The sequence below is a fragment of the Pseudomonas parafulva genome (assembly GCF_002021815.1).
GTDB lineage: Bacteria > Pseudomonadota > Gammaproteobacteria > Pseudomonadales > Pseudomonadaceae > Aquipseudomonas > Aquipseudomonas parafulva_B.
The window spans coordinates 1,728,379-1,752,625 of record NZ_CP019952.1 but is presented as its reverse complement, the minus strand read 5'-3'; the positions used below and the strand labels follow the sequence as shown (position 1 = coordinate 1,752,625).

The window sequence follows — 24,247 nt, the reverse complement described above, 5'->3', positions numbered from 1 at the left end:
GCGCAATGTTACGGAATTTGTCAGGCAGGAGCCACCGATCAGCGCACCCGATCGCGGCTCTGCACCGCCAAATCCAGGGCACGCTGCATGTCCAGGCGCGCAGAACGCCCAAGGTCCGGGTCATCCAGGCGCCCGCCTCGCTCCGACGGCAAAATGGGGGCAGTCAAGTCCTCGGCATCCATCGCCTCGAAATCCTGCTGCTCGCCAAGGGTCAGCGCACTGCGACGTAGCAGCATACGCACCTGCGTCGGGGTCAGCGCCGGGTTGATCGACAGCATCGCGGCCACGGTGGCCGCCACCAAAGGCGTGGCATAGGACGTGCCGCAATGGGGTTTGGCTTCGCCGGAGGGGCGCAGGCATGCGGCGGCGCTGACATCCACGCGACTGTCGATGTTGGAGCTGTGGCGCTTGCGCACATGCCGCGGGTCACTGACGGGTACAGCGTGCTCACTGCGCTGATGGCCGCCCACCACCAGCAACTGTTCGGTGACGAAGGACGACGGCAATCGGTATTCGTCCGTGCCCGACCACGAAGCCCCATTACCCGCGGAATTCACCACAATCACATCCGGATGCTTGGCCCGCAGCCACAGGAAAAACTCCTCCAGCAGCTCTTCATAACCGCTCATGGCCAGCCCGGAACGGACCAGCGAGTCGACCTCATCTCCCTTGATGTTACGGGCACCTAGCCGGTGAATGCCCCAACTCCAGTTCAGCACCCGCACACCGTCCTGCACCAGGTTGACGGATGCGGCGATATTGGCCGTGATACCGGCGTCGGAATTACGGTCGACGATCACATCGAACCCCGGGCTTGCCTTGCCCAGCCCAGCGAGAAAGCCTTCATCCTGGGCGGCGAAAATGCCCGCCACATGAGTGCCATGGCTAGCAGACTCGCTGCCGTCCCTGGCATACACGCACGTCTGCCCGTGCTCACAGGCGCCGCGATAACGCGTGAAGCCTGCCGCATCGAAGTCCACACCCCTTTCAATCACTCCCACACGCACAGGCTGGACAGGGATTCTGGAAGCAGGGATGCGGCGCTGATAGTAGTACAAGGCGTCCATGAAGCGGTTCGCGGCCCATTCATCGGCCTGGGTGATGGCTGGTTCGGCGCGGTCGTCCCCCTCCTCGCCCCGTTCGGGAGCCGACTCTTCCACGATCACCGCATCGACACTGACCTCCGTGCCCATGCGCAGGATCATGGCGTCCCGTTGCACCAGGTCGTGCACCGGCAAGCGCAACTGGTAGACGTTCAGCGGCGCTATGGCGCCCACCACCTGCGCGCCGTACTTTTCGGCAATGCGCCTGGCCTCGTGCAGACCGTCGTATTTCTCTTCTACCAGCACACTGACCAGATTCAGGTAGGTGGTCAGGCCGTCCATGTTCTTGGCCACCTCATCGGGGCCTGCGGCGACCACATGACTGCGTTGACGAGTCAACCACACAGGGTTGCTGGCCTGCCCGTTGACCTCCAGCCACAACGGCGCACTCGGTCCAGGCTGGTCTCCAAGGGTCAGCGTGAACGTGTCACCTTGGCGCTCCAACGCTTTAGCAGGCACTGTCACACCCCCAACCTTGAATGTTGGCGGCTGTTCACCCAGCCCCGTCACGCGCAGGCACCACTGCTGGCGCTCAGTACTCAATACATCACCGCAGCGTTGCAGGTGCTGGATGCGCAGCACATCAGGCGCTGCCTGCAAACCGGCGCTCCACAAGCACCCCCATACGATGAACCAGCGTTTCATGACAGTCGCCCCCGGATGGCCTGTGATTGCGACCCACGACCCCTGCCAAGGTTCAGCCGCTGCCCTGTCCTTCGGGACCCTCCTTGTGGAAGCCGAGGTCCAAGATGGCACCGCTGACGATCCAGGAATTAATTGCTGCGAAATAGCTCAGGAAGTCCAGGCGCTGCCGATGCAGCGATTACACTCACCTTTTACGGAGACCTGCCCATGTCCACACGCCCGCTTTTCATCTCGCTGGCAATGCTGGCCAGCCTGGCCGCACAGGCCGAGACTGAGGTCGTGCCGCTGCAGCACCGCAGCAGCGCCGAATTGCTGGCGCCCGCGCAAGCCTTCATCGGCCAGGACGGCACCGTCAGTGCCTTCGAGAACAAGCTCATCGTCAATGCCAGCCCACAACGCATCGGCGAGCTGCGTAATGTGCTCAAGCAACTGGACACGGCCGCCAAGCGCTTGCTGATCAGCGTCGACACCAGCGACAGCCAATTTCAGGATACCCGCGGCAACGCCAGGATCATCCGCCACGGCACCTCCAACCGCGACGGCGGCGTACAGCAGATCCAGGCAAGCGAAGGCCAACCAGCGCTGATCCAGGTCGGCCAGAGCATCCCCGTCACCAGCTCCAGCACCGATGGATACGGGCGCATGCAGAGCGACACCCAATACCGCAATGTCACCCAAGGTTTTTACGTAACGCCGATGCTTACTGGGGACACCGTTCGCCTACAGATCAGCACCAATAATGATCGTATCAGCCGCGAACGTGCAGATGTAGTGGATGTTCAAAGCACCGACACAACCTTGACCGGCAAGGTTGGCGAGTGGATCGATATGGCCGGGTACAACCAGCAGAGCCAGGCCGGTTTCAGCAGCGCAAGCCATATCTACAGCACCGAGCGGGGAAAAAACATGACAGTGCGGGTGAAAGTCGATGTTTTGGACTGATCCCAGACAGTCTGCGGCCTCGACCAAAGGCCTCTGAACTGACTGATGAGTCGTATTAGACCAAAGATGTAGTAGACCTAAAAAAGCACTACAAAACGTTTGACAGGCACTTTTTCACGAGGGCATGATGGCCTCGCTCCCGCTAATCAGGGGCCCTGGCAAGGGCCTTCGGGGCGCCCTCTGTCACCTTGGAGGCGCCCTGTGTCCGTACAGCCCACAAGGCGGTTCGACGAGGTGGCGACTGCAACGAGCAAGTGGTTGCGAGGGACTCAAGTGCGTCACCGCCGTCACAGCATTCGCGTAGCACCGCAGCGAGGCATCCACGAGCCGACCTGCCGGGGCACCGATGGACCTGACTGCCCGCCTTACCCCTCATCCTTGCCCGATGCCGCCGTACCTGCTTTAACAGGACTGCCGCCAGCGCCCTGATCTGCCCCGAGCATCCGCACAATTAACCCAAGATCGATGCGACGAGGTTTACTTCCATGGCACTGACACGCGAACAGCAAATTGCAGCCCTTGAGAAAGACTGGGCCGAAAACCCGCGCTGGAAAGGCGTGACCCGTACCTACACCGCCGCCGATGTCGTTCGCCTGCGTGGCTCCCTGCAGCCGGAGCACACCCTGGCCCGCCTGGGTGCAGAAAAGCTGTGGAAGCTGGTTACCCAAGGTGCACATCCATCGTTCCGCCCGGAAAAAGATTTCGTCAACTGCATGGGCGCCCTCACCGGCGGCCAGGCCGTGCAGCAGGTCAAGGCAGGCATCCAGGCCATCTACCTGTCGGGCTGGCAGGTAGCTGCCGACAATAACTCCGCCGAGTCCATGTACCCCGACCAGTCGCTGTACCCGGTCGACTCCGTGCCGACGGTGGTCAAGCGCATCAACAACTCCTTCCGCCGCGCCGACCAGATCCAGTGGAAGGCTGGCAAGAACCCAGGCGATGAAGGCTATATTGACTACTTCGCGCCCATCGTGGCGGATGCCGAAGCCGGTTTTGGCGGCGTGCTCAACGCCTACGAGCTGATGAAGAACATGATCGAAGCAGGCGCTGCGGGCGTGCACTTCGAAGACCAGCTGGCCTCGGTGAAAAAATGCGGCCACATGGGCGGCAAGGTGCTGGTGCCGACCCAGGAAGCCGTGCAAAAGCTGGTCGCCGCGCGCCTGGCAGCCGACGTTTCGGGCGTACCAACGATCATCCTTGCCCGTACCGACGCTAACGCTGCCGACCTGCTGACCAGTGACTGCGACCCCTACGATCAGCCGTTCGTGATCGGCGAGCGCACCCGCGAAGGCTTCTACAAAGTGCGCGCAGGGCTAGACCAGGCCATCGCCCGCGGCCTGGCCTACGCCCCTTACGCCGACCTGATCTGGTGCGAAACCGCCAAGCCGGACCTGGACGAAGCCCGCCGCTTTGCCGAAGCGATCAAGAAGGAATATCCGGACCAGATCCTGTCGTACAACTGCTCGCCTTCGTTCAACTGGAAGAAGAACCTGGACGATGCCACCATCGCCAAATTCCAGCGCGAGCTGTCGGCCATGGGCTACAAGCACCAGTTCATCACCCTGGCCGGCATCCACAACATGTGGCATGGCATGTTCAACCTGGCGCACGACTACGCCCGCAACGACATGACCGCCTATGTGAAGCTGCAAGAGCAGGAGTTCGCCGACGCCAGCAAGGGTTACACCTTCGTGGCGCATCAGCAGGAAGTGGGTACGGGCTACTTCGATGACATGACCACCGTGATCCAGGGTGGGGCTTCGTCGGTGACTGCGCTCACCGGTTCGACTGAGGAAGAGCAGTTCCACTGATAGTGGGTTGCGGTTTAACGAAGGCCCGGGGCTTGTACAGGCCCCGGGCCTTCGTTTTGCTGAAGGTGGCCAGCTCAGGTCAAACCGAACCTGCACGTGGACCAGGGTTTCTTCGCAAAGAACAGGGGGGCTTCGCAAAGCGCGGCGAGTGCCTTAGCGTTCAACACCTATCAGTATTGCCAGTTATTTACAGCAACCCCTTCTGTAAACCTTGCGACTTGCCCAATCAGGAGTCGCATCATGCCAAATATTTCCAAAGCCGGTGAGCTGGACCCTACGTTCGCTTCGAGGGGCCGCTTTTCGCACCATCAATACAATCACGTTGGCCCAATGGCCGTGCTCGAATCAACCGGACACATCCTTGTGTCCTCGGCGCACAGGACTGAGCAACACATCAAGCTGCTACGGCTTGACGCTGGCGGAGTGCCTGACCGTGAGTTTGGCACCGACGGAGTCGCTATCGTTGAATACACCGGTGCCTTGCGGGTCTTTCTGTCCACGATCATTACGGACGAAACCGGGGGAATCTATGTGGTGGGTGACTTCAACTATGCACCCGATTCTTATTACCCCGTAGTCTTTCACTTGCTCCCTGATGGAAAGCCCGACACCCAATTTGGCGAAAATGGGCAGGCCTACCGTGTTTACCGGTCGATCAGCTCTACACGCCAGCACCGGCCAATCAATTCAACCCCCGGCTCCAAGCACAGCAGTTCAACTACCCCGCGAAGCACCAGCGGCAGCATCTGGGACGGCGTCCTCTACTTCCATTCGCGCGACCATATTGTGGCCATCACGCTAAACGGGGACTTGGATACCGAGTTCAATGGCACGGGCTTCTGGGGCGCTGCACACGAGGGGCAGCCCGTGCTGCTGGGCGCGATAGCGGTGACTGAACAAGGTATTTATGCCGCGCACACGCCCATGCCTATCGAGGATTACCAAAGCCATGTGATCGTGACTCGCCTTGATCACCGAGCCAATGTCGACGAGACGTTTGCCGCGCACGGCCATTTGCAGTTGAGCACGCCTGGACACACGCTGCTGGCAGCGCGTCTTGAGCAGTCCACGTCCAACCATCACTTCGTGCTGGCGTGCCGGACCGACATCAATACCTATGATGAAGGTACCGCGCTCATGTCCTTCAAACGCGACGGTGCGCCAAACACCCATTTCAATGCGGGGCAACCTGTCATTATTCAAAAAGACCCCTCGGTCATGGCTTCCGCGCTGGACTTGGCCTTCGATGGACAACCGGGCGATCACGAAAAAATTTACCTAGCCGTGATGTATGAAGACGAAGCAGCACGCGACCCACTAGTCCTGTTGCGCTTCAACAGCGATGGCACCCTGGACAATAACTTTGGTACGGCTGGCTGGGCATTTGTCGGGGAAAGCGGGACGGCACTGAAGGTCAGCTGTCAGGCTAATGGCCAGCCGCTTGTCGCCTGCAACCTGAAGCTTGCGACAGACCCTCGAACCGGCCTCTATCTGGTACGCCTGACACGGTAGCCGGTCGAGTTGGCCGAGTCAGAGGTTATCACTGATAAGGGTGTGGCAGCTAAGGACAAGGCCAGTGGTTCATGACACGTGGACCTTTACTTGAATACAACTTGAGTACCACCGGTACGCCTGCTTTGTAGCAGCGGCTTGCGTGGCGCCAAACCACGCAAGCCGCTGGGCTAGGACATCTAGCCGAGAATCACTGCGCCATGCCCAGCTCGGCGTCATCCATCAATGCCTTGGCCATGGCGCTGAGGTAGTGGGCCGCCCAGATCATCATTGGCCTGTCCTCCGTCAAGCCGATGATGGTCAGTTCGCGAACGTAACCCATCAACTCTGACGACTGCTCGCGAGCATCCCGGCACGGTATGCCGGGCTCGATGCGAAACAACGCGTGCGTGACGTTTTCACCTTGGCAAAAAGTTGTTTGACCGACGGTGAACTGGGCGTCTTCTGTAGTCATGTTTGAATCCCCTGAGAATTTCCGACTGCATAGCCGACCCCTGATGCGGGCAGACCCGCTCCCGCCGTCAATGTGGAACATTGCAGGCTGCGGTGATTGCGTAGGCATGGACTTACCCGCCAAAGGCCAGCTGTCGCTACACATTGATCAGCCTCAGTGCAAAGGCTTGGCACCGGCTGGCATCTGCACCTGAATCAAGGCCGACTCAAGCAAAGCCCGAAGCGCTTCGAGTTCATGCATCGAGGTCATCATGAGGATCGATGCAGGGGACTTGGGCTGTTGAAGCAAGGCCTGATGCACCACGGTCGCTGCGCAGAGTGCGTGGTCGGTGGCCTGGATCAGGGTGTCTTCGAGGGAATGAGAGATGCGAGGTGGATCGGGGACTATCTTCAACATAGCTATTTACCTTCTATGGCTGGCCACCCACCTGCTGTCAAACAGAAGGGCGGCAGCTGTACGTGGGTTGACAGACCGGCGGAAATAGCTAAGTTCCGGCGCACGCAAGCGTGCCCGCACGCACAGCCACCATATAGGAAAGCCGCGCACTATTTACCGTCACAGCCTGTCAAAGCTGTGTCGTTGATGAGCAACGACAGGCCGAGACTAGAGCGCTACCCGGGCAGCCGCAACGGAAAACAGGCGGCAAGAGTATGTTTGGGAAATGCCCTACAGGGAAGGGGTTAAATCCGACATTCCAGTGACCCCGCGCCTAACTGCACCTGGCGCTGAGCCCGCTCTGCGTACGCGATGTCGCCTAGGCTCTGTCTGAAATCCCAAGAAACTGAAATGTGGCCGCGGAACAGCCTGGGTTCGGTACAGTCGCCGACCATCAACGGAAAGGAATTCTGTGATGGCAAAGCGTTATGAGCTCTCTGATGAAGCATGGGAGGTGGTCGCCGACCTCTTTACGGCAGTCCACGTCAGGGGCAGGCCCCGCAGCAGTGATCGCTTGATGCTCGATGGTGTTCTCTGGGTGCTCTGCTCAGGAGCAGCCTGGCGAGATATGCCCGAGCGTTTCGGGTCTTGGGCGACTGTCTATCACCGCTTCCGAGTCTGGCGAAACCGCGGAACGTTCGATCAGATGCTCAGACGATTGCACCTCAGACTCAATGACAAAGGCTTGATCGATCTCCACACCTGGATGATCGATTCGACCGCTGTTAGAGCAACCCGTGCTTCATCTGGAGCGCGGAAAAAAGGGGGCCTGACGAGCCTGCCGATCACGCTCTAGGCCGAAGTCGTGGCGGCCTGAGAACCAAAATCCACATGCTCTGCGACGCCAGCGGGATACCGTTGCGCTTTCTCCTCTCTGGCGGTCAAGCCAGTGACATCAGCTACGCCCAACCACTGCTGGACGAGGTCAGCATTCCATCGAGCCGACGTGGCCGCCCGCGCAAGCGCTGTAAGTGGCTACTTGCCGACAAGGGCTACGACGCCGAAGCGCTACGCCGCTACTGCGATCAATATCGAATGCAACCCGTCATCCCGTTGCGCTCGATGAAGCGCAAGCCCAAGCCTGGCTTACCCAGACTGTTCGACCGGCCCAAATACCGACAGCGCAACATCATCGAACGCATGTTTGGCTGGTTGAAAGAGAACCGCCGGATCTTCACGCGCTTCGACAAGCTCGCAAAAAGTTACGCCGCGATGGTTTCGCTGACTTGTGTCCTGCGGTGTATGCGACGGCTTTTTTCAGACAGAGCCTAGCGCGAGCGCTGCCCATCCAATGCGTGCAACCACGACGAGGAGCAATCAGAGCACCCTGGTCTATGCTTGCAGGCACAGCGCCACGCGCGACCCCACCACCGCAAACGCGCTTTAGTATTGACCCAGGGCGGTACGCAGCGGGTCGATAAGTGCTAGAACACGAGCTTTTCGCATTTGCAAGCAGAGGAAATCTGCAGATGAACTTTACAAGACCCAGAACGGACCAAATAAGCGGCATCAGTCCAAATGATATTAATTATCATTACTCAATTCGTAATTCGTTACCACTCGCAAGAAACATAATTAACAAAAGCGCGCGCAATGCCCGAATTTCAAGGCTTTCAGCCAGTTACACGCCGAATATGTTGTTGACCCTGCGAATAAATTTGCTACGGAAATTTTACTTGGCCCGGGTTTACCCATAAAATCAGCAGGATTGATTCAGCTGCGACATTTGGTCACTGCAAGTGCGACACCACGTCGCCGCTCTACACTTATTTCAGACTGCAGAGCTGGGTCTCTGTATAAGGATTTAAAGCATGTCCGATTCGGCAGGACTCATCGCCCACAACTGGGGCTTTGCCATCTTCCTTCTGGGTGTCGTCGGCCTGTGCGCCTTCATGCTCGGCCTGTCCAGCCTGCTCGGCAGCAAGGCCTGGGGCCGCGCCAAGAACGAACCCTTCGAATCCGGCATGCTGCCCACCGGCAGCGCGCGCCTGCGCCTGTCGGCAAAATTCTATCTGGTCGCGATGCTCTTCGTGATCTTCGATATCGAAGCCCTCTTTCTCTTTGCATGGTCTGTGTCCGTCCGCGAAAGCGGCTGGACCGGGTTCGTCGAAGCACTCGTTTTCATAGCAATTCTGTTGGCAGGTCTTGTCTACCTATGGCGCGTCGGGGCCCTTGACTGGGCACCCGAAGGTCGCCGCAAGCGGCAAGCGAAGCTGAAACAATGAGGCTTTGGCATGCAATACAATCTCACCAGAATCGATCCGGACGCACCCAACGAGCAGTATCCGGTTGGTGAACGGGAAACCGTCACCGATCAACTGCTCGAAGACCAGGTCCACAAGAACATCTTCATGGGCAAGCTCGAAGATGTGCTGCGTGGCGCCGTCAACTGGGGCCGCAAGAACTCCCTGTGGCCGTACAACTTCGGCCTGTCCTGCTGCTACGTGGAAATGACCACGGCCTTCACGGCGCCCCACGACATCGCCCGCTTCGGCGCCGAAGTCATCCGGGCCTCGCCGCGCCAGGCCGACTTCATGGTCATTGCCGGTACCTGCTTCATCAAGATGGCGCCGATCATTCAGCGCCTCTACGAGCAGATGCTCGAGCCCAAATGGGTCATTTCCATGGGTTCGTGCGCCAACTCCGGCGGCATGTACGACATCTACTCGGTCGTTCAGGGGGTCGACAAGTTCCTCCCCGTGGACGTCTACGTGCCCGGCTGTCCGCCACGCCCTGAGGCTTTCCTGCAAGGCTTGATGCTGCTGCAGGAGTCGATCGGCCAGGAGCGACGTCCGCTTTCCTGGGTCGTGGGTGATCAAGGCATTTACCGTGCCGAGATGCCTGCCCAGAAAGAGCTGCGTCGTGAACAGCGCATTGCCGTCACCAACCTGCGCAGCCCCGACGAAGTCTGATCCAGCGACCTGCCGCCGGTGCCCGAGGGTGCCGGCGGCCTGGCTTCATTCTTAACGTTGACCCAAAGCGACCGAGACCATGACAGCGGACAACGCTATTTACATTCCGCCCTACAAGGCAAACGACCAAGATGTGGTCGTCGAATTGCACAACCGTTTTGGCGCCGAAGCATTCGTCGCCCAGGAAACCCGCACCGGTATGCCCGTGCTGTGGGTCAAGCGCGCCCAACTCAAGGAAGTGCTGAGCTTCCTGCGTGGCGTGGCCAAGCCTTACAGCATGCTGTACGACCTGCACGGGGTCGACGAACGCCTGCGCACCCAGCGCCGTGGCCTGCCTGCCGCCGACTTCAGCGTGTTCTACCACCTGCTGTCGATCGAGCGTAACAGCGATGTGATGATCAAGGTCTCGCTCAGCGAAGGCGACCTGAACCTGCCGTCGGTGACCAGCATCTGGCCCAACGCCAACTGGTACGAGCGTGAAGTGTGGGACATGTTCGGCATCGATTTTGCCGGCCACCCGCACCTGAGCCGCATCATGATGCCGCCGACCTGGGAAGGTCACCCACTGCGCAAGGACTACCCGGCCCGCGCCACCGAGTTCGATCCCTACAGCCTGACCCTGGCCAAGCAGCAGCTTGAGGAAGAGTCGGCGCGCTTCAACCCCGAAGCCTGGGGCATGAAACGTCAGGGCGCCAACGAGGACTACATGTTCCTCAACCTTGGCCCCAACCATCCGTCTGCCCACGGTGCCTTCCGTATCGTCCTGCAGCTCGATGGTGAAGAAATCGTCGACTGCGTACCGGACATCGGCTACCACCACCGCGGTGCCGAGAAGATGGCCGAGCGTCAGTCCTGGCACAGCTTCATTCCCTACACCGACCGTATCGACTACCTCGGCGGTGTGATGAACAACCTGCCGTACGTCCTGGCGGTAGAAAAGCTGGCCGGCATCCAGGTGCCGCAGAAGGTCGACGTGATTCGCATCATGCTCGCCGAATTCTTCCGCATCACCAGCCACCTGCTGTTCCTGGGCACCTACATCCAGGACGTGGGCGCCATGACCCCGGTGTTCTTCACCTTCACCGACCGCCAGCGCGCGTACACGGTGATCGAAGCGATCACCGGTTTCCGGCTGCACCCGGCCTGGTACCGCATCGGCGGCGTCGCCCACGACCTGCCGCGTGGCTGGGACAAGCTGGTCAAGGATTTCGTCGAGTGGCTGCCCAAGCGCCTGGACGAATACACCAAGGCCGCCCTGCAGAACAGCATTCTCAAGGGCCGTACCATTGGCGTGGCCGCCTACAACACGCAAGAGGCGCTGGCCTGGGGCACTACCGGTGCCGGCCTGCGCTCCACCGGTTGCGACTTCGACCTGCGCAAGGCGCGCCCTTACTCCGGCTACGAGAACTTCGAGTTCGAAGTGCCGCTGGCCCACAACGGCGATGCCTACGATCGCTGCATGGTCCGTGTCGAGGAGATGCGCCAGAGTATCCGCATCATCGACCAGTGCCTGCGCAACATGCCGGAAGGCCCGTACAAGGCGGACCACCCGCTGACCACGCCGCCGCCCAAAGAGCGCACCCTGCAGCACATCGAGACCTTGATCACCCACTTCCTGCAAGTGTCGTGGGGCCCGGTCATGCCGGCCAACGAGTCGTTCCAGATGATCGAAGCGACCAAGGGCATCAACAGTTACTACCTGACGAGCGACGGCGGCACCATGAGCTACCGCACCCGGATCCGCACCCCGAGCTACCCGCACCTGCAGCAGATCCCTTCGGTGATCAAAGGCAGCATGGTTGCCGACCTCATTGCGTACCTGGGCAGTATCGACTTCGTTATGGCTGACGTGGACCGCTAAGCATGAACAGCACGCTTATCCAGACAGACCGTTTCGCCCTGAGCGAAACCGAGCGCTCGGCCATCGAGCATGAAATGCACCACTACGAGGACCCGCGTGCGGCGTCCATCGAAGCCCTCAAGATCGTGCAGAAAGCCCGTGGCTGGGTGCCGGACGGCGCCATTCATGCCATCGGCGAGGTGCTGGGTATCCCGGCCAGCGACGTCGAAGGCGTCGCCACCTTTTACAGCCAGATCTTCCGCCAGCCGGTGGGCCGCCACATCATCCGCGTGTGCGACAGCATGGTGTGCTACATCGGCGGCCACGAGTCGGTGGTCAGCCAGATCCAGAGCGAGCTGGGCATTGGTTTGGGGCAAACCACTGCCGATGGCCGCTTCACCCTGCTGCCGGTCTGCTGCCTTGGAAACTGCGACAAGGCCCCGGCGCTGATGATCGACGACGACACCTTTGGCGACGTGCAGCCTGCTGGCGTCTCCAAGCTGCTGGAGGGTTACGCATGACCATCACTTCCTTCGGCCCGGCCAACCGCATCGCGCGCTCGGCTGAGACCCATCCGCTGACCTGGCGCCTGCGTGAAGACGGCGAGCCGGTCTGGCTGGCCGAGTACGAATCGAAGAACGGCTACGCCGCTGCCCGCAAGGCGCTGGCGCAGATGTCGGCTGACGAAATCGTGCAAAGCGTCAAGGACTCCGGCCTCAAGGGCCGTGGTGGCGCTGGCTTCCCCACCGGGGTGAAGTGGGGCCTGATGCCCAAGGATGAATCCATGAACATCCGTTACCTGCTGTGTAACGCCGATGAAATGGAGCCCAACACCTGGAAGGACCGCATGCTGATGGAGCAACAGCCCCATCTGCTGATCGAAGGCATGCTGATCAGCGCCCGCGCGCTGAAGGCCTACCGCGGCTATATCTTCCTGCGCGGCGAATACACCACTGCGGCGAAAAACCTCAACCGCGCCATCGATGAAGCCAAGGCCGCTGGCCTGCTGGGCAAGAACGTCCTGGGCAGCGGTTTCGATTTCGAGCTGTTCGTGCACACCGGTGCAGGCCGCTACATCTGCGGCGAAGAAACCGCGCTGATCAACTCGCTCGAAGGTCGCCGCGCCAACCCGCGTTCCAAGCCGCCCTTCCCTGCCGCCGTGGGTGTATGGGGCAAGCCGACCTGCGTGAACAACGTCGAGACCCTGTGCAACGTGCCGGCCATCGTCGCCAACGGCAACGACTGGTACAAGTCGCTGGCCCGCGAAGGCAGCGAAGACCATGGCACCAAGCTGATGGGCTTCTCCGGCAAGGTCAAGAACCCAGGCCTGTGGGAATTGCCGTTTGGCGTCACCGCACGCGAACTGTTCGAGGACTACGCTGGCGGCATGCGCGACGGCTTCCGCCTCAAGTGCTGGCAGCCAGGCGGCGCCGGCACCGGTTTCCTGCTGCCCGAGCACCTGGACGCGCAGATGTACGCAGGCGGTATCGCCAAGGTCGGCACCCGCATGGGCACAGGCCTTGCCATGGCGGTTGACGACAGCGTCAGCATGGTCTCGCTGCTGCGCAACATGGAGGAGTTCTTCGCCCGTGAGTCGTGCGGCTGGTGCACACCATGCCGTGACGGCCTGCCATGGAGCGTGAAGATGCTGCGCGCCCTGGAAAACCGCCAGGGCCGTGCCGAAGACATCGAGACCCTGCTGGGGCTGGTCAACTTCCTTGGCCCAGGCCGTACCTTCTGCGCCCACGCACCGGGTGCGGTGGAGCCGCTTGGCAGTGCCATCAAGTACTTCCGCTCGGAGTTCGAGGCCGGTGTCGCGCCGGTCGTCGCTGGCGAGGCGTTGCGCCCTGACCTGGCAAGACCGCTTCAGGCAGGGCCGACCGTAGTCGGCGCATAACAACATGTTCCAGCGGGTGGTCCGTGCCACCCGCCAGCTTGCCGACAGGCCCGACCCGATCGCGGCGTGTCGCAGGCTTACCGATTTCCATTAGCCACGCCTGCTCACGCGGGCCAACGAAGAACTTTGAACAATGGCCACTATCCACGTAGACGGCAAAGCGCTCGAAGTCAACGGTGCAGACAACCTGTTACAGGCCTGTCTGTCACTTGGCCTCGACATCCCTTATTTCTGCTGGCACCCGGCGCTTGGCAGCGTCGGTGCCTGTCGCCAGTGCGCGGTCAAGCAGTACACCGACGAGAACGACACCCGCGGGCGTATCGTCATGTCCTGTATGACGCCTGCATCCGACGGCACCTGGATCTCCATCGACGATGACGAGTCCAAGGCGTTTCGCGCCAGCGTCGTCGAATGGCTGATGACCAACCACCCGCACGACTGCCCCGTGTGCGAGGAAGGCGGTCACTGCCACCTGCAAGACATGACGGTGATGACCGGCCACAACGAGCGCCGCTATCGCTTCACCAAGCGCACTCACCAGAACCAGGACCTTGGCCCGTTCATCGCCCATGAGATGAACCGCTGCATCGCCTGCTACCGCTGCGTGCGTTACTACAAGGACTATGCCGGTGGCACCGACCTGGGTGTCTATGGCGCCCATGACAACGTCTATTTCGGCCGCGTCGAAGACGGCGTGCTGGAAAGCGAGTTCTCGGGCAACCTGACCGAAGTCTGCCCAACCGGCGTGTTCACCGACAAGACCCACTCCGAACGCTATAACCGCAAGTGGGACATGCAGTTTGCCCCGAGCATCTGCCACGGTTGCTCCAGTGGCTGCAACATCAGCCCAGGCGAGCGTTACGGTGAACTGCGCCGCATCGAGAACCGTTTCAACGGCTCGGTGAACCAGTACTTCCTGTGCGACCGGGGCCGCTTCGGCTATGGCTACGTCAACCGCACGGATCGTCCACGCCAGGCGCAACTGGCCGACGGCACCAAGCTGGGCCTGGACGCTGCCCTGGACAAAGCCGCCGACCTGCTGCGCGGCCGCACCATCGTCGGTATCGGTTCGCCACGCGCCAGCCTGGAAAGCAACTATGGCCTGCGCGAACTGGTCGGTGCCGAGTATTTCCACTGTGGGATGGAAGCCGGTGAACTGGCGCGCGTGCGCCTGGCGCTGGAGGTGCTGAACAACAGCCCCCTGCCCGTTCCGACCCTGCGCGACATCGAAGACCACGACGCGGTATTCGTGCTCGGTGAAGACCTGACCCAGACCGCTGCCCGTGTCGCCCTGGCCGTGCGCCAGGCCACCAAGGGCAAGGCCGAGGCCATGGCCGAGGCGATGAAGGTTCAGCCGTGGCTCGACGCCGCCGTCAAGAACATCGGTCAGCATGCGCTGTACCCCCTGTTCATCGCCAGCCTGGCCGAGACCAAGCTCGACGACGTGGCCGAGGAGTGCGTGCATGCAGCCCCGGCGGACCTGGCCCGCCTTGGTTTTGCCGTGGCCCATGCCATCGACCCAAGTGCACCCGCCGTCGCCGGCCTGGACGACGAGGCCAAGGCCCTGGCCCAGCGCATCGCCGATGCCCTGATCGCCGCCAAGCGCCCGCTGGTGATTGCCGGCACCTCGCTGGCCGATGCCTCGCTGATCGAGGCCGCCGCCAACATCGCCAAAGCCCTGAAGCTGCGCGACAAACAAGGCTCGCTGAGCCTGGTGGTGCCTGAAGCCAACAGCCTTGGCCTGGCCATGCTGGGTGGCGAATCGGTCGACGCTGCACTGGATGCGGTCATCGACGGCAAGGCCGACGCCATCGTGGTGCTGGAAAACGACCTCTACGCCCGAGTGCCTGCGGCCAAAGTGGATGCTGCCCTGGCAGCGGCCAAGGTGGTCATCGTTGCCGATCACTCCAGAACCCCGACGGTCGAGCGCGCTCACCTGGTATTGCCAGCCGCTTCCTTCGCCGAAGGCGACGGCACCCTGGTCAGCCAGGAAGGCCGTGCCCAGCGCTTCTTCCAGGTGTTCGACCCGCAGTACCTGGACAGCAGCATCCAGGTCCACGAAGGCTGGCGCTGGATGCACGCCCTGCGTGCAACCCTGCTGGCTAAGCCCGTGGACTGGACCCAACTGGACCACGTGACCCACGCCTGCGCCCAGGCGGCACCGCAACTGGCTGGCATCGTCGACGCCGCGCCAAGCGCCGCCTTCCGCATCAAGGGCCTGAAGCTTGCCCGCGAGCCGCTGCGCTACTCCGGTCGCACCGCCATGCGCGCCAACATCAGCGTGCACGAGCCGCGTACCCCGCAAGACCGCGATACCGCCTTTGCCTTCTCGATGGAAGGGTATTCGGGCTCGGCCGAGCCGCGTCAGCAGGTCCCGTTCGCCTGGTCGCCAGGCTGGAACTCGCCCCAGGCCTGGAACAAGTTTCAGGACGAGGTGGGCGGTCACTTGCGTGCCGGCGACCCCGGCGTACGCCTGATCGAATCCCAAGGTGATGGCCTGGCCTGGTTCACCACGGTGCCTGGCGCCTTCAACCCGGCCCGCGGCACCTGGACGGCAGTACCGTTCTTCCACCTGTTCGGCAGCGAAGAAAGCTCCTCGCGTGCCGCGCCAGTGCAAGAGCGCATTCCGGCTGCCTACGTGGCCCTGGCCAAGTCCGAAGCCGATCGCCTGGGCGTCAACGAAGGCGCCCTGCTGGACCTGAACGTCGCGGGTGTGGCGCTACGCTTGCCGCTGCGTATCAATGAAGCGCTGGGCGCTGGCCTGGTCGCGCTGCCCAAGGGCCTGGCCGGCATCCCGCCAGCCGTGTTCGGGGCATCCGTCGAAGGCCTGCAGGAGGCAGCACAATGAGCTGGTTCACCCCCGAAGTGATCGACGTGATCCTCACCGTGCTACGGGCCATCGTGGTCCTGTTGGCGGTGGTGGTCTGCGGCGCGCTGCTCAGCTTCATCGAGCGGCGCCTGCTGGGCTGGTGGCAGGACCGTTACGGTCCGAACCGCGTCGGCCCGTTCGGCATGTTCCAGATCGCTGCCGACATGCTCAAGATGTTCTTCAAGGAAGACTGGAACCCGCCCTTCGTCGACCGCGTGATCTTCACCCTGGCACCGGTCGTGGCCATGAGCGCCCTGCTGATTGCCTTCGTGGTCATCCCGATCACCCCGACCTGGGGCGTGGCCGACTTGAATATCGGCCTGCTGTTCTTCTTCGCCATGGCCGGTCTGTCGGTGTATGCCGTGCTGTTTGCCGGCTGGTCCTCGAACAACAAGTACGCCTTGCTGGGCAGCTTGCGGGCCTCGGCCCAGACCGTGTCGTACGAAGTGTTCCTGGGCCTGGCGCTGATGGGCGTGGTGGTGCAGGTCGGCTCGTTCAACATGCGCGACATCGTCGAGTACCAGGCGCAGAACCTGTGGTTCATCATTCCGCAGTTCTTCGGCTTCTGCACCTTCTTCATCGCTGGCGTGGCCGTGACTCACCGTCACCCCTTCGACCAGCCGGAAGCGGAACAGGAACTGGCCGACGGCTACCACATCGAGTATGCCGGCATGAAGTGGGGCATGTTCTTCGTCGGTGAGTACATCGGCATCATCCTCATCTCGGCGCTGCTGGTCACCCTGTTCTTCGGCGGCTGGCACGGCCCGTTCGGCATCCTGCCGCAACTGTCGTTCCTGTGGTTCGCCCTGAAGACCGCGTTCTTCATCATGCTGTTCATCCTGCTGCGCGCCTCCATTCCGCGCCCACGCTATGACCAGGTGATGGACTTCAGCTGGAAGTTCTGCCTGCCGCTGACCCTGATCAATTTGCTGGTGACCGCTGCGATCGTGCTTTACAACACGCCAGCCGTCGCGGCCCAGTGAGGATTTGACCCATGTTCAAGTATATCGGCGACATCGTTAAGGGCACCGGCACCCAGCTGCGCAGCCTGGCCATGGTGTTCTCCCACGGGTTCCGCAAGCGCGACACCCTGCAGTACCCCGAAGAACCCGTGTACCTGCCGCCACGCTACCGTGGCCGCATCGTCCTGACGCGCGACCCCGACGGCGAAGAGCGCTGCGTGGCCTGCAACCTGTGCGCGGTAGCCTGCCCGGTGGGCTGCATCTCGCTGCAGAAGGCAGAAACCGACGACGGCCGTTGGTACCCGGAGTTCTTCCGCATCAACTTCTCGCGCTGCATCTTCTGCGGCCTGTGCGAAGAAGCGTGCCCGACCACCGCAATCCAGCTGACTCCGGATTTCGAAATGGCCGAGTTCAAGCGTCAGGACCTGGTGTACGAGAAAGAAGATCTGCTGATCTCCGGCCCCGGCAAGAACCCTGACTACAACTTCTACCGTGTTGCGGGCATGGCAATCGCTGGCAAGCCGAAAGGCGCTGCGCAGAACGAAGCCGAGCCGATCAACGTGAAGAGCTTGCTCCCATAAGGACAGAAAGATGGAATTCGCTTTCTACTTCGCATCCGGGATCGCCGTGGTCTCCACCCTTCGGGTGGTGACCGGCACAAACCCCGTGCACGCCCTGCTCTACCTGATCATCTCGCTGATTTCCGTGGCGATGATCTTCTTTTCCCTTGGCGCGCCGTTCGCGGGCGCCCTGGAAGTGATCGCCTATGCCGGCGCCATCATGGTGCTGTTCGTCTTCGTGGTGATGATGCTTAACCTGGGGCCGGCGTCGGTCGCCCAGGAGCGCGGCTGGCTCAAGCCCGGTATCTGGGCAGGGCCGGTGATCCTCGGCGCCCTGTTGCTGGTGGAACTGCTGTATGTGCTGTTCGTCGCACCCAGCGGGGCTGCCATCAGCGGTACCACCGTGGGCCCGAAAGCAGTGGGTGTGAGCCTGTTCGGCCCCTACCTGCTGGTGGTCGAACTGGCGTCGATGCTGCTGCTCGCGGCAGCTGTCACCGCCTTCCACCTGGGCCGCAATGAGGCGAAGGAGTAAATCATGGGTGCTATCCCTCTCGAACATGGTCTGGCCGTCGCCGGCATCCTGTTCTGCTTAGGTCTGGTTGGCCTGATGGTCCGCCGCAACATCCTCTTCGTGCTCATGAGCCTGGAAGTCATGATGAACGCCTCTGCCCTGGCGTTCGTCGTCGCCGGTGCCCGTTGGGTCCAACCCGATGGCCAGGTGATGTTCATTCTGGTGATCAGCCTGGCAGCAGCCGAGGCCAGCATTGGCCTGGCCATCCTGCTGCAGCTGTATCGCCGCTTCCACACTCTCGACATCGATGCTGCCAGTGAGATGCGCGGATGAACCTTCTCTTCCTGACTTTCGTCTTTCCCCTCATCGGCTTTGTGCTGCTGTCGTTCTCGCGCGGGAGGTTCTCGGAGAACCTGTCCGCTCTGATCGGCGTCGGTTCGGTGGGCCTGTCGGCGGCCACGGCCGCCTACGTGATCTGGCAGTTCAACGTCGCCCCGCCTGAAGGCGGTGCGTACAGCCAGCTGCTGTGGCAGTGGATGTCGGTGGATGGCTTTGCGCCGAACTTCACCTTGTACCTGGATGGCCTGTCGGTCACCATGCTGGGCGTAGTGACAGGCGTGGGTTTCCTGATCCACTTGTTCGCGTCCTGGTACATGCGTGGCGAGACCGGCTACTCGCGGTTCTTCTCGTACACCAACCTGTTCATCGCCAGCATGCTGTTCCTGATCCTGGGCGACAACCTGCTGTTCATCTACTTCGGTTGGGAAGGCGTGGGCCTGTGTTCCTACCTGTTGATCGGTTTCTACTACAGCAACCGCAACAACGGTAACGCAGCGCTCAAGGCCTTTATCGTCACCCGGATTGGCGACGTGTTCATGGCCATCGGCCTGTTCATCCTGTTCGCCCAGCTGGGCACGCTGAACGTCCAGGAACTGCTGGTGCTGGCACCGCAGAAATTCCAGGCCGGTGATACCTGGATGGTGCTGGCAACACTGATGCTGCTGGGCGGTGCCGTGGGCAAATCCGCGCAGCTGCCGCTGCAGACCTGGTTGGCAGACGCCATGGCCGGCCCGACCCCAGTGTCGGCGCTGATCCACGCGGCGACGATGGTCACGGCTGGTGTCTACCTGATCGCCCGTACCAATGGCCTGTTCCTGCTGGCGCCGGACATCCTGCACCTGGTGGGCGTGGTGGGTGGCGTGACCCTGGTGCTGGCGGGCTTCGCTGCACTGGTGCAAACCGACATCAAGCGTATCCTGGCCTACTCGACCATGAGCCAGATCGGCTACATGTTCCTGGCCCTGGGCGTCGGCGCCTGGGATGCGGCGATCTTCCACCTGATGACCCACGCCTTCTTCAAGGCGCTGCTGTTCCTGGCCTCGGGTGCCGTCATCGTGGCCTGCCACCACGAGCAGAACATCTTCAAGATGGGCGGCCTGTGGAAGAAACTGCCCCTGGCCTACGCCAGCTTCGTGGTCGGTGGCGCTGCCCTGGCGGCCTTGCCGATCGTGACCGTGGGCTTCTACTCCAAGGACGAGATCCTGTGGGAAGCCTTCGCCAGCGGCAACTCCGGCCTGCTTTACGCCGGCCTGGTCGGCGCCTTCATGACGTCGCTGTACACCTTCCGCCTGATCTTCATCGCCTTCCATGGCGAAGCCAAGACCGAAGCTCATGCCGGCCACGGCATCAGCCATTGGCTGCCACTGGGCGTGCTGATCGTGCTGTCGACCTTCGTCGGCGCATGGATCACCCCGCCGCTGGCTGATGTGTTGCCACAGAGCGCAGGCCATGCCGGCGGTGAAGCCAAGCATGCGCTGGAGATCACCTCGGGCGCCATCGCCATTGCAGGTATCCTGCTCGCCGCCTTGCTGTTCCTGGGCAAGCGCAGCTTCGTCAGCGCGGTGGCCAACAGTGGTATCGGCCGCGTGCTGTCGGCCTGGTGGTTCGCGGCCTGGGGCTTTGACTGGATCTACGACAAGCTGTTCGTCAAGCCCTACCTGCTGATCAGCCACCTGCTGCGCAAAGACCCGGTTGACCGCGGTATCGGCCTGATCCCTCGCCTGGCTCGCGGTGGCCACGTGGCCATGACCAAGACCGAGACGGGCCAGCTGCGCTGGTACACCGCCTCCATCGCCATTGGCGCAGTGCTGGTACTCGGCGCTGTGGTAGTGGCCGCGGTATGACCATGAACCTTGCGAACCTTGCGACCCTGCAAAAGGAAACCAACCCGTCATGATTTTGCCTTGGCTGATCCTGATCCCCTTCATCGGCGGCTTCCTGTGCTGGCTGGGCGAGCGCTTCGGCGCTACCCTGCCGCGCTGGATCGCGCTGCTGACCATGTCCCTGTTGCTCGGCATCGGCCTGTGGCTGTGGGCTAACGGCGACTACACCCTTGCCCCTGCCCCGGGCGCCGAGCCCGCATGGGCCCTGGAATACAAAGTCCAGTGGATCCAGCGCTTCGGCATCAGCATCCACCTGGCGCTCGACGGCCTGTCGCTGCTGATGATCCTGCTCACAGGCCTGCTGGGCGTGCTGTCGGTGCTGTGCTCCTGGAAAGAGATCCAGCGCCATGTCGGCTTCTTCCACCTGAACCTGATGTGGATCCTGGGCGGTGTGGTCGGTGTGTTCCTGGCGCTGGATCTGTTCCTGTTCTTCTTCTTCTGGGAAATGATGCTGGTGCCGATGTACTTCCTCATCGCGCTCTGGGGTCATAGCTCAGCGGACGGCAAGAAGACGCGCATCTACGCGGCGACCAAGTTCTTCATCTTCACCCAGGCCAGTGGCCTGATCATGCTGGTGGCGATCTTGGGCCTGGTCCTGGTCAACTACACCAATACCGGTGTGATCACCTTCAACTACAGCGACCTGCTCAAGGCCGACCTGCCGGCCGGTACCGAGTACCTGCTGATGCTGGGCTTCTTCATTGCCTTTGCGGTGAAGCTGCCGGTGGTACCGTTCCACTCCTGGTTGCCCGATGCCCACGCCCAGGCGCCTACTGCAGGCTCCGTGGACCTGGCCGGTATCCTGCTCAAGACCGCGGCCTATGGCCTGCTGCGCTTTGCCCTGCCGCTGTTCCCCAATGCATCGGCAGAGTTCGCGCCCATCGCTATGACCCTGGGCCTGATCGGCATCTTCTACGGCGCCTTCCTGGCCTTTGCCCAGACCGACATCAAGCGCCTGATCGCCTTCTCCAGCGTCTCGCACATGGGCTTCGTGCTGATCGGCATCTATTCCGGTAGCCAGCAAGCACTGCAAGGTGCAGTCATCCAGATGCTGGCTCACGGCCTGTCGGCTGCCGCGCTGTTCATCCTGTCCGGCCAGCTGTACGAGCGTCTGCACACCCGTGACATGCGCCAGATGGGCGGGCTGTGGCACCGCATCGCCTACCTGCCTGCCATCAGCCTGTTCTTCGCTGCCGCCTCCCTGGGGCTGCCAGGTACCGGCAACTTCGTGGGTGAGTTCCTGATCCTGCTCGGCAGCTTCGTACACGTGCCGTGGATCACCGTCATCGCCACCACTGGCCTGGTGTTCGGCTCGGTCTACTCGCTGATCATGATTCATCGCGCCTACTTCGGCCCGAGCAAATCGGACACCGTACTGGCCGGCATGGACACCCGCGAGCTGGTCATGGTGCTGGGCCTGGCGGTACTGCTGGTGCTGCTGGGCGTGTATCCACAGCCGTTCCTCGACACCTCTGCCGCCACCATGAGTGGTGTGCAGCAGTGGCTCGGTTCCGCTTTCACTCAACTCGCTTCGGCCCGGTAAGAGCGCTATGGAATTCACCACTCAACACTTCATCGCATTGGCGCCGATGCTGATCACCACCATCACCACGGTGGTGGTGATGCTGGCGATCGCCTGGAAGCGCAATCACTCGCAGACATTCCTGCTGTCCACCGTGGGGCTGAACCTGGCCCTGCTCTCGATCCTGCCGGCACTGAAGGTCGCGCCCCTGGCGGTCACGTCGCTGATCACCATCGACAAGTTCGCCTGCCTGTACATGGCGATCATGCTGGTCGCGACCCTGGCGTGCGTGACGCTGGCCCATGCCTACCTGGGCGAAGGCGCCAAGGGTTTCCCGGGCAACCGCGAAGAGCTGTACCTGCTGCTGCTGATGTCGGCACTGGGCGGGCTGGTGCTGGTCAGCGCCAACCACCTGGCGGGCCTGTTCATCGGCCTGGAGTTGCTGTCGGTACCGGTCTATGGCCTGGTGGCCTACGCCTTCTTCAACAAGCGCTCGCTTGAAGCCGGCATCAAGTACATGGTGCTGTCGGCCGCAGGTTCGGCCTTCCTGCTGTTCGGCATGGCGCTGCTGTACGCAGACGCCGGTAGCCTGACCTTCGACCAGCTGGGCAAGGCACTGGCTGCCACCAGCATGCCGAGCCTGCTGGCTCAACTGGGTCTGGGCATGATGCTGGTCGGGCTGGCGTTCAAGCTGTCGCTGGTACCGTTCCACCTGTGGACGCCCGATGTGTACGAAGGTGCCCCGGCGCCGGTTGCAGCGTTCCTCGCTACGGCCAGCAAAGTAGCGGTCTTCGCAGTGGTCATCCGCCTGTTCATGCTCTCCCCTGCCGCCAGCAGCGGTGTGCTGAGCACGGTGCTTGCAGTGATCGCCGTGGCCTCGATCCTGGTCGGCAACCTGTTGGCGTTGACTCAGAACAACCTCAAGCGCCTGCTGGGTTACTCGTCCATCGCCCATTTCGGCTACCTGCTGATCGCGCTGGTCGCCAGCAAGGGCTTGGCGCTGGAGGCCATGGGCGTCTATCTGGTCACCTACGTGCTCACCAGCCTGGGGGCGTTCGGCGTCATCACCCTGATGTCCTCGCCCTACGGTGGCCGCGACGCTGACGCGCTGTACGAGTACCGCGGTCTGTTCTGGCGTCGCCCTTACCTGACTGCCGTGCTGACCGTGATGATGCTTTCGCTGGCCGGCATCCCGCTCACCGCTGGCTTCATCGGTAAGTTCTACATCATTGCCACCGGTGTCGAGTCGCAACTGTGGTGGCTAGTAGGTGCTCTGGTAATCGGTAGCGCCATTGGCGTGTACTACTACTTGCGCGTCATGGTGACCCTGTACCTGGTAGAGCCGAACCTGCGCCGTCATGATGCCCCGCTGAAATGGGAACAGCGCACCGGTGGCGTCATGCTGCTGGCCGTCGCCGTGCTTGCGTTCATTCTCGGCGTGTATCCACAGCCCTTGCTGGACCTTGTCCAGCAAGCAAGCCTGCAACTGATCGGCTGATCGGTCTGGCAACGCGAAACACCCCGCTTGTGCGGGGTGTTTTTGTATCCGCGCCATTAACGTGGTACGCCATCCTTGGCCACATCGCTGCGCCTCACTCACCGCGCCAGCACAGCGGCTGTGTCCGGTAATGCCGCCTTGCGCACGTCGCCCTTGGCGGGTGGGAGGTAAACGCCAGGGTTGGGCATGCCGCTTGGGGACAGCTCGTGGGTCATCTCGAACTCAGCCCGTACTGACCAACCGCACGCCTCGGTGGTGCATTGCAAATAGGCAATTCGCAGGAAAATATGACGGCCTTCGCTGGTACGTATGCGCATGCGGCTGTGGCAATGCGGGCAAACCAGTTTATAAGTACTCACGAGAAGTACCTGCTAGCATTGTTGCTGCTTCTGCGATGTAGGCATGATCCTAGGGCCACGTAAGTTTTGGCTGAATGCATGGCTGGGTGGCTCATCTTCAAGTTCCTCATGCGGGAATCCTCCTAAAAGCACAGGGCTGTATTCGTAACGAGTAGTTTAAGCCCATGGAATATCATTAAACCAGTGATGGATA

The 24,247-nt window shown here is 61.7% G+C and carries 21 protein-coding genes; 17 read left to right on the top strand and 4 right to left on the bottom strand.

What is annotated here, in order from left to right; all coding sequences use genetic code 11:
* Positions 1 to 38: 38 nt before the first annotated feature.
* Complete coding sequence (locus B2J77_RS07810) at positions 39 to 1,748, bottom strand: S8/S53 family peptidase (protein ID WP_058639788.1); 1,710 nt, start codon at positions 1,746 to 1,748, stop codon at positions 39 to 41.
* Positions 1,749 to 1,955: 207 nt separating this feature from the next.
* Between B2J77_RS07810 and B2J77_RS07805 the strand changes: the two genes are divergently transcribed.
* From B2J77_RS07805 to B2J77_RS07795, 3 genes are all read left to right on the top strand, one after another.
* A complete protein-coding gene (locus tag B2J77_RS07805) occupies positions 1,956 to 2,690 on the top strand; it encodes a secretin N-terminal domain-containing protein (protein WP_058639789.1) in 735 nt (244 codons plus the stop codon).
* 485 nt (positions 2,691 to 3,175) lie between these two features.
* Entirely contained in the window at positions 3,176 to 4,501 is a 1,326-nt protein-coding gene (gene aceA / locus B2J77_RS07800; RefSeq protein ID WP_023534769.1) for an isocitrate lyase, read from the top strand.
* Between the two features lie 240 nt (positions 4,502 to 4,741).
* The gene (locus tag B2J77_RS07795) at positions 4,742 to 6,013 is read left to right on the top strand and encodes a hypothetical protein (protein WP_078478316.1); all 1,272 of its coding nucleotides are present in this window, start codon (positions 4,742 to 4,744) and stop codon (positions 6,011 to 6,013) included.
* A 190-nt stretch (positions 6,014 to 6,203) separates the two neighbouring features.
* Here B2J77_RS07795 and B2J77_RS07790 read toward each other — a convergent pair whose 3' ends face one another.
* The gene (locus tag B2J77_RS07790) at positions 6,204 to 6,467 is read right to left on the bottom strand and encodes a DUF3077 domain-containing protein (RefSeq protein ID WP_078478315.1); all 264 of its coding nucleotides are present in this window, start codon (positions 6,465 to 6,467) and stop codon (positions 6,204 to 6,206) included.
* Positions 6,468 to 6,620: 153 nt separating this feature from the next.
* Positions 6,621 to 6,863, bottom strand: coding sequence for a hypothetical protein (locus B2J77_RS07785; RefSeq protein ID WP_058639792.1), 243 nt, complete (start codon positions 6,861 to 6,863; stop codon positions 6,621 to 6,623).
* Between the two features lie 454 nt (positions 6,864 to 7,317).
* Between B2J77_RS07785 and B2J77_RS07780 the strand changes: the two genes are divergently transcribed.
* The 14 genes from B2J77_RS07780 (at position 7,318) to nuoN (ending at position 23,695) form a co-directional block, all read left to right on the top strand.
* Positions 7,318 to 8,174, top strand: a protein-coding gene (locus B2J77_RS07780; protein ID WP_416231883.1) for an IS5 family transposase whose coding sequence is annotated in 2 segments (ribosomal slippage) — positions 7,318 to 7,666 and positions 7,666 to 8,174 — 858 coding nt in all. Because the reading frame shifts where the segments join, the coding sequence is not laid out codon by codon here.
* 539 nt (positions 8,175 to 8,713) lie between these two features.
* Positions 8,714 to 9,127, top strand: a complete 414-nt coding sequence (locus B2J77_RS07775) for an NADH-quinone oxidoreductase subunit A (protein WP_008096178.1) — start codon at positions 8,714 to 8,716, stop codon at positions 9,125 to 9,127.
* 9 nt (positions 9,128 to 9,136) lie between these two features.
* Positions 9,137 to 9,814: a NuoB/complex I 20 kDa subunit family protein gene (locus B2J77_RS07770; RefSeq protein ID WP_023534774.1), complete on the top strand. Its 678-nt coding sequence runs from the start codon at positions 9,137 to 9,139 to the stop codon at positions 9,812 to 9,814.
* A gap of 79 nt (positions 9,815 to 9,893) precedes the next feature.
* Positions 9,894 to 11,675 (top strand): NADH-quinone oxidoreductase subunit C/D, encoded by a 1,782-nt coding sequence (gene nuoC, locus B2J77_RS07765; protein ID WP_023534867.1) that lies wholly within the window; start codon positions 9,894 to 9,896, stop codon positions 11,673 to 11,675.
* Positions 11,676 to 11,677: 2 nt separating this feature from the next.
* Positions 11,678 to 12,175: an NADH-quinone oxidoreductase subunit NuoE gene (nuoE, locus tag B2J77_RS07760; RefSeq protein WP_027916252.1), complete on the top strand. Its 498-nt coding sequence runs from the start codon at positions 11,678 to 11,680 to the stop codon at positions 12,173 to 12,175.
* Complete coding sequence (gene nuoF, locus B2J77_RS07755) at positions 12,172 to 13,551, top strand: NADH-quinone oxidoreductase subunit NuoF (protein WP_023534745.1); 1,380 nt, start codon at positions 12,172 to 12,174, stop codon at positions 13,549 to 13,551. The genes nuoE and nuoF overlap by 4 nt, the downstream gene beginning before the upstream one ends.
* 133 nt (positions 13,552 to 13,684) lie before the next feature.
* The gene (gene nuoG, locus B2J77_RS07750; RefSeq protein ID WP_078478314.1) at positions 13,685 to 16,399 is read left to right on the top strand and encodes an NADH-quinone oxidoreductase subunit NuoG; all 2,715 of its coding nucleotides are present in this window, start codon (positions 13,685 to 13,687) and stop codon (positions 16,397 to 16,399) included.
* Entirely contained in the window at positions 16,396 to 17,403 is a 1,008-nt protein-coding gene (gene nuoH / locus B2J77_RS07745) for an NADH-quinone oxidoreductase subunit NuoH (RefSeq protein ID WP_027916254.1), read from the top strand. Before nuoG ends, nuoH begins: the two co-directional genes overlap by 4 nt.
* A gap of 11 nt (positions 17,404 to 17,414) precedes the next feature.
* On the top strand, positions 17,415 to 17,963 hold the full coding sequence (gene nuoI / locus B2J77_RS07740) for an NADH-quinone oxidoreductase subunit NuoI (protein WP_023534793.1): 549 nt from the start codon (positions 17,415 to 17,417) through the stop codon (positions 17,961 to 17,963).
* Positions 17,964 to 17,973: 10 nt separating this feature from the next.
* On the top strand, positions 17,974 to 18,474 hold the full coding sequence (gene nuoJ / locus B2J77_RS07735; RefSeq protein ID WP_023534783.1) for an NADH-quinone oxidoreductase subunit J: 501 nt from the start codon (positions 17,974 to 17,976) through the stop codon (positions 18,472 to 18,474).
* Positions 18,475 to 18,477: 3 nt separating this feature from the next.
* Entirely contained in the window at positions 18,478 to 18,786 is a 309-nt protein-coding gene (nuoK, locus tag B2J77_RS07730) for an NADH-quinone oxidoreductase subunit NuoK (protein ID WP_003251446.1), read from the top strand.
* Entirely contained in the window at positions 18,783 to 20,636 is a 1,854-nt protein-coding gene (gene nuoL / locus B2J77_RS07725; protein ID WP_078478313.1) for an NADH-quinone oxidoreductase subunit L, read from the top strand. The genes nuoK and nuoL overlap by 4 nt, the downstream gene beginning before the upstream one ends.
* Positions 20,637 to 20,685: 49 nt before the next feature.
* A complete protein-coding gene (nuoM, locus tag B2J77_RS07720) occupies positions 20,686 to 22,218 on the top strand; it encodes an NADH-quinone oxidoreductase subunit M (protein WP_058639795.1) in 1,533 nt (510 codons plus the stop codon).
* A 7-nt stretch (positions 22,219 to 22,225) separates the two neighbouring features.
* Positions 22,226 to 23,695 (top strand): NADH-quinone oxidoreductase subunit NuoN, encoded by a 1,470-nt coding sequence (gene nuoN / locus B2J77_RS07715; protein ID WP_058605086.1) that lies wholly within the window; start codon positions 22,226 to 22,228, stop codon positions 23,693 to 23,695.
* A 98-nt stretch (positions 23,696 to 23,793) separates the two neighbouring features.
* On the opposite strand, the gene B2J77_RS07710 is transcribed toward nuoN, so the two are convergent.
* Positions 23,794 to 24,054 carry an ogr/Delta-like zinc finger family protein gene (locus B2J77_RS07710; protein WP_058605087.1) on the bottom strand — a complete coding sequence of 87 codons (261 nt, stop codon included), beginning with the start codon at positions 24,052 to 24,054 and terminating at the stop codon, positions 23,794 to 23,796.
* Positions 24,055 to 24,247 lie beyond the last annotated feature (193 nt).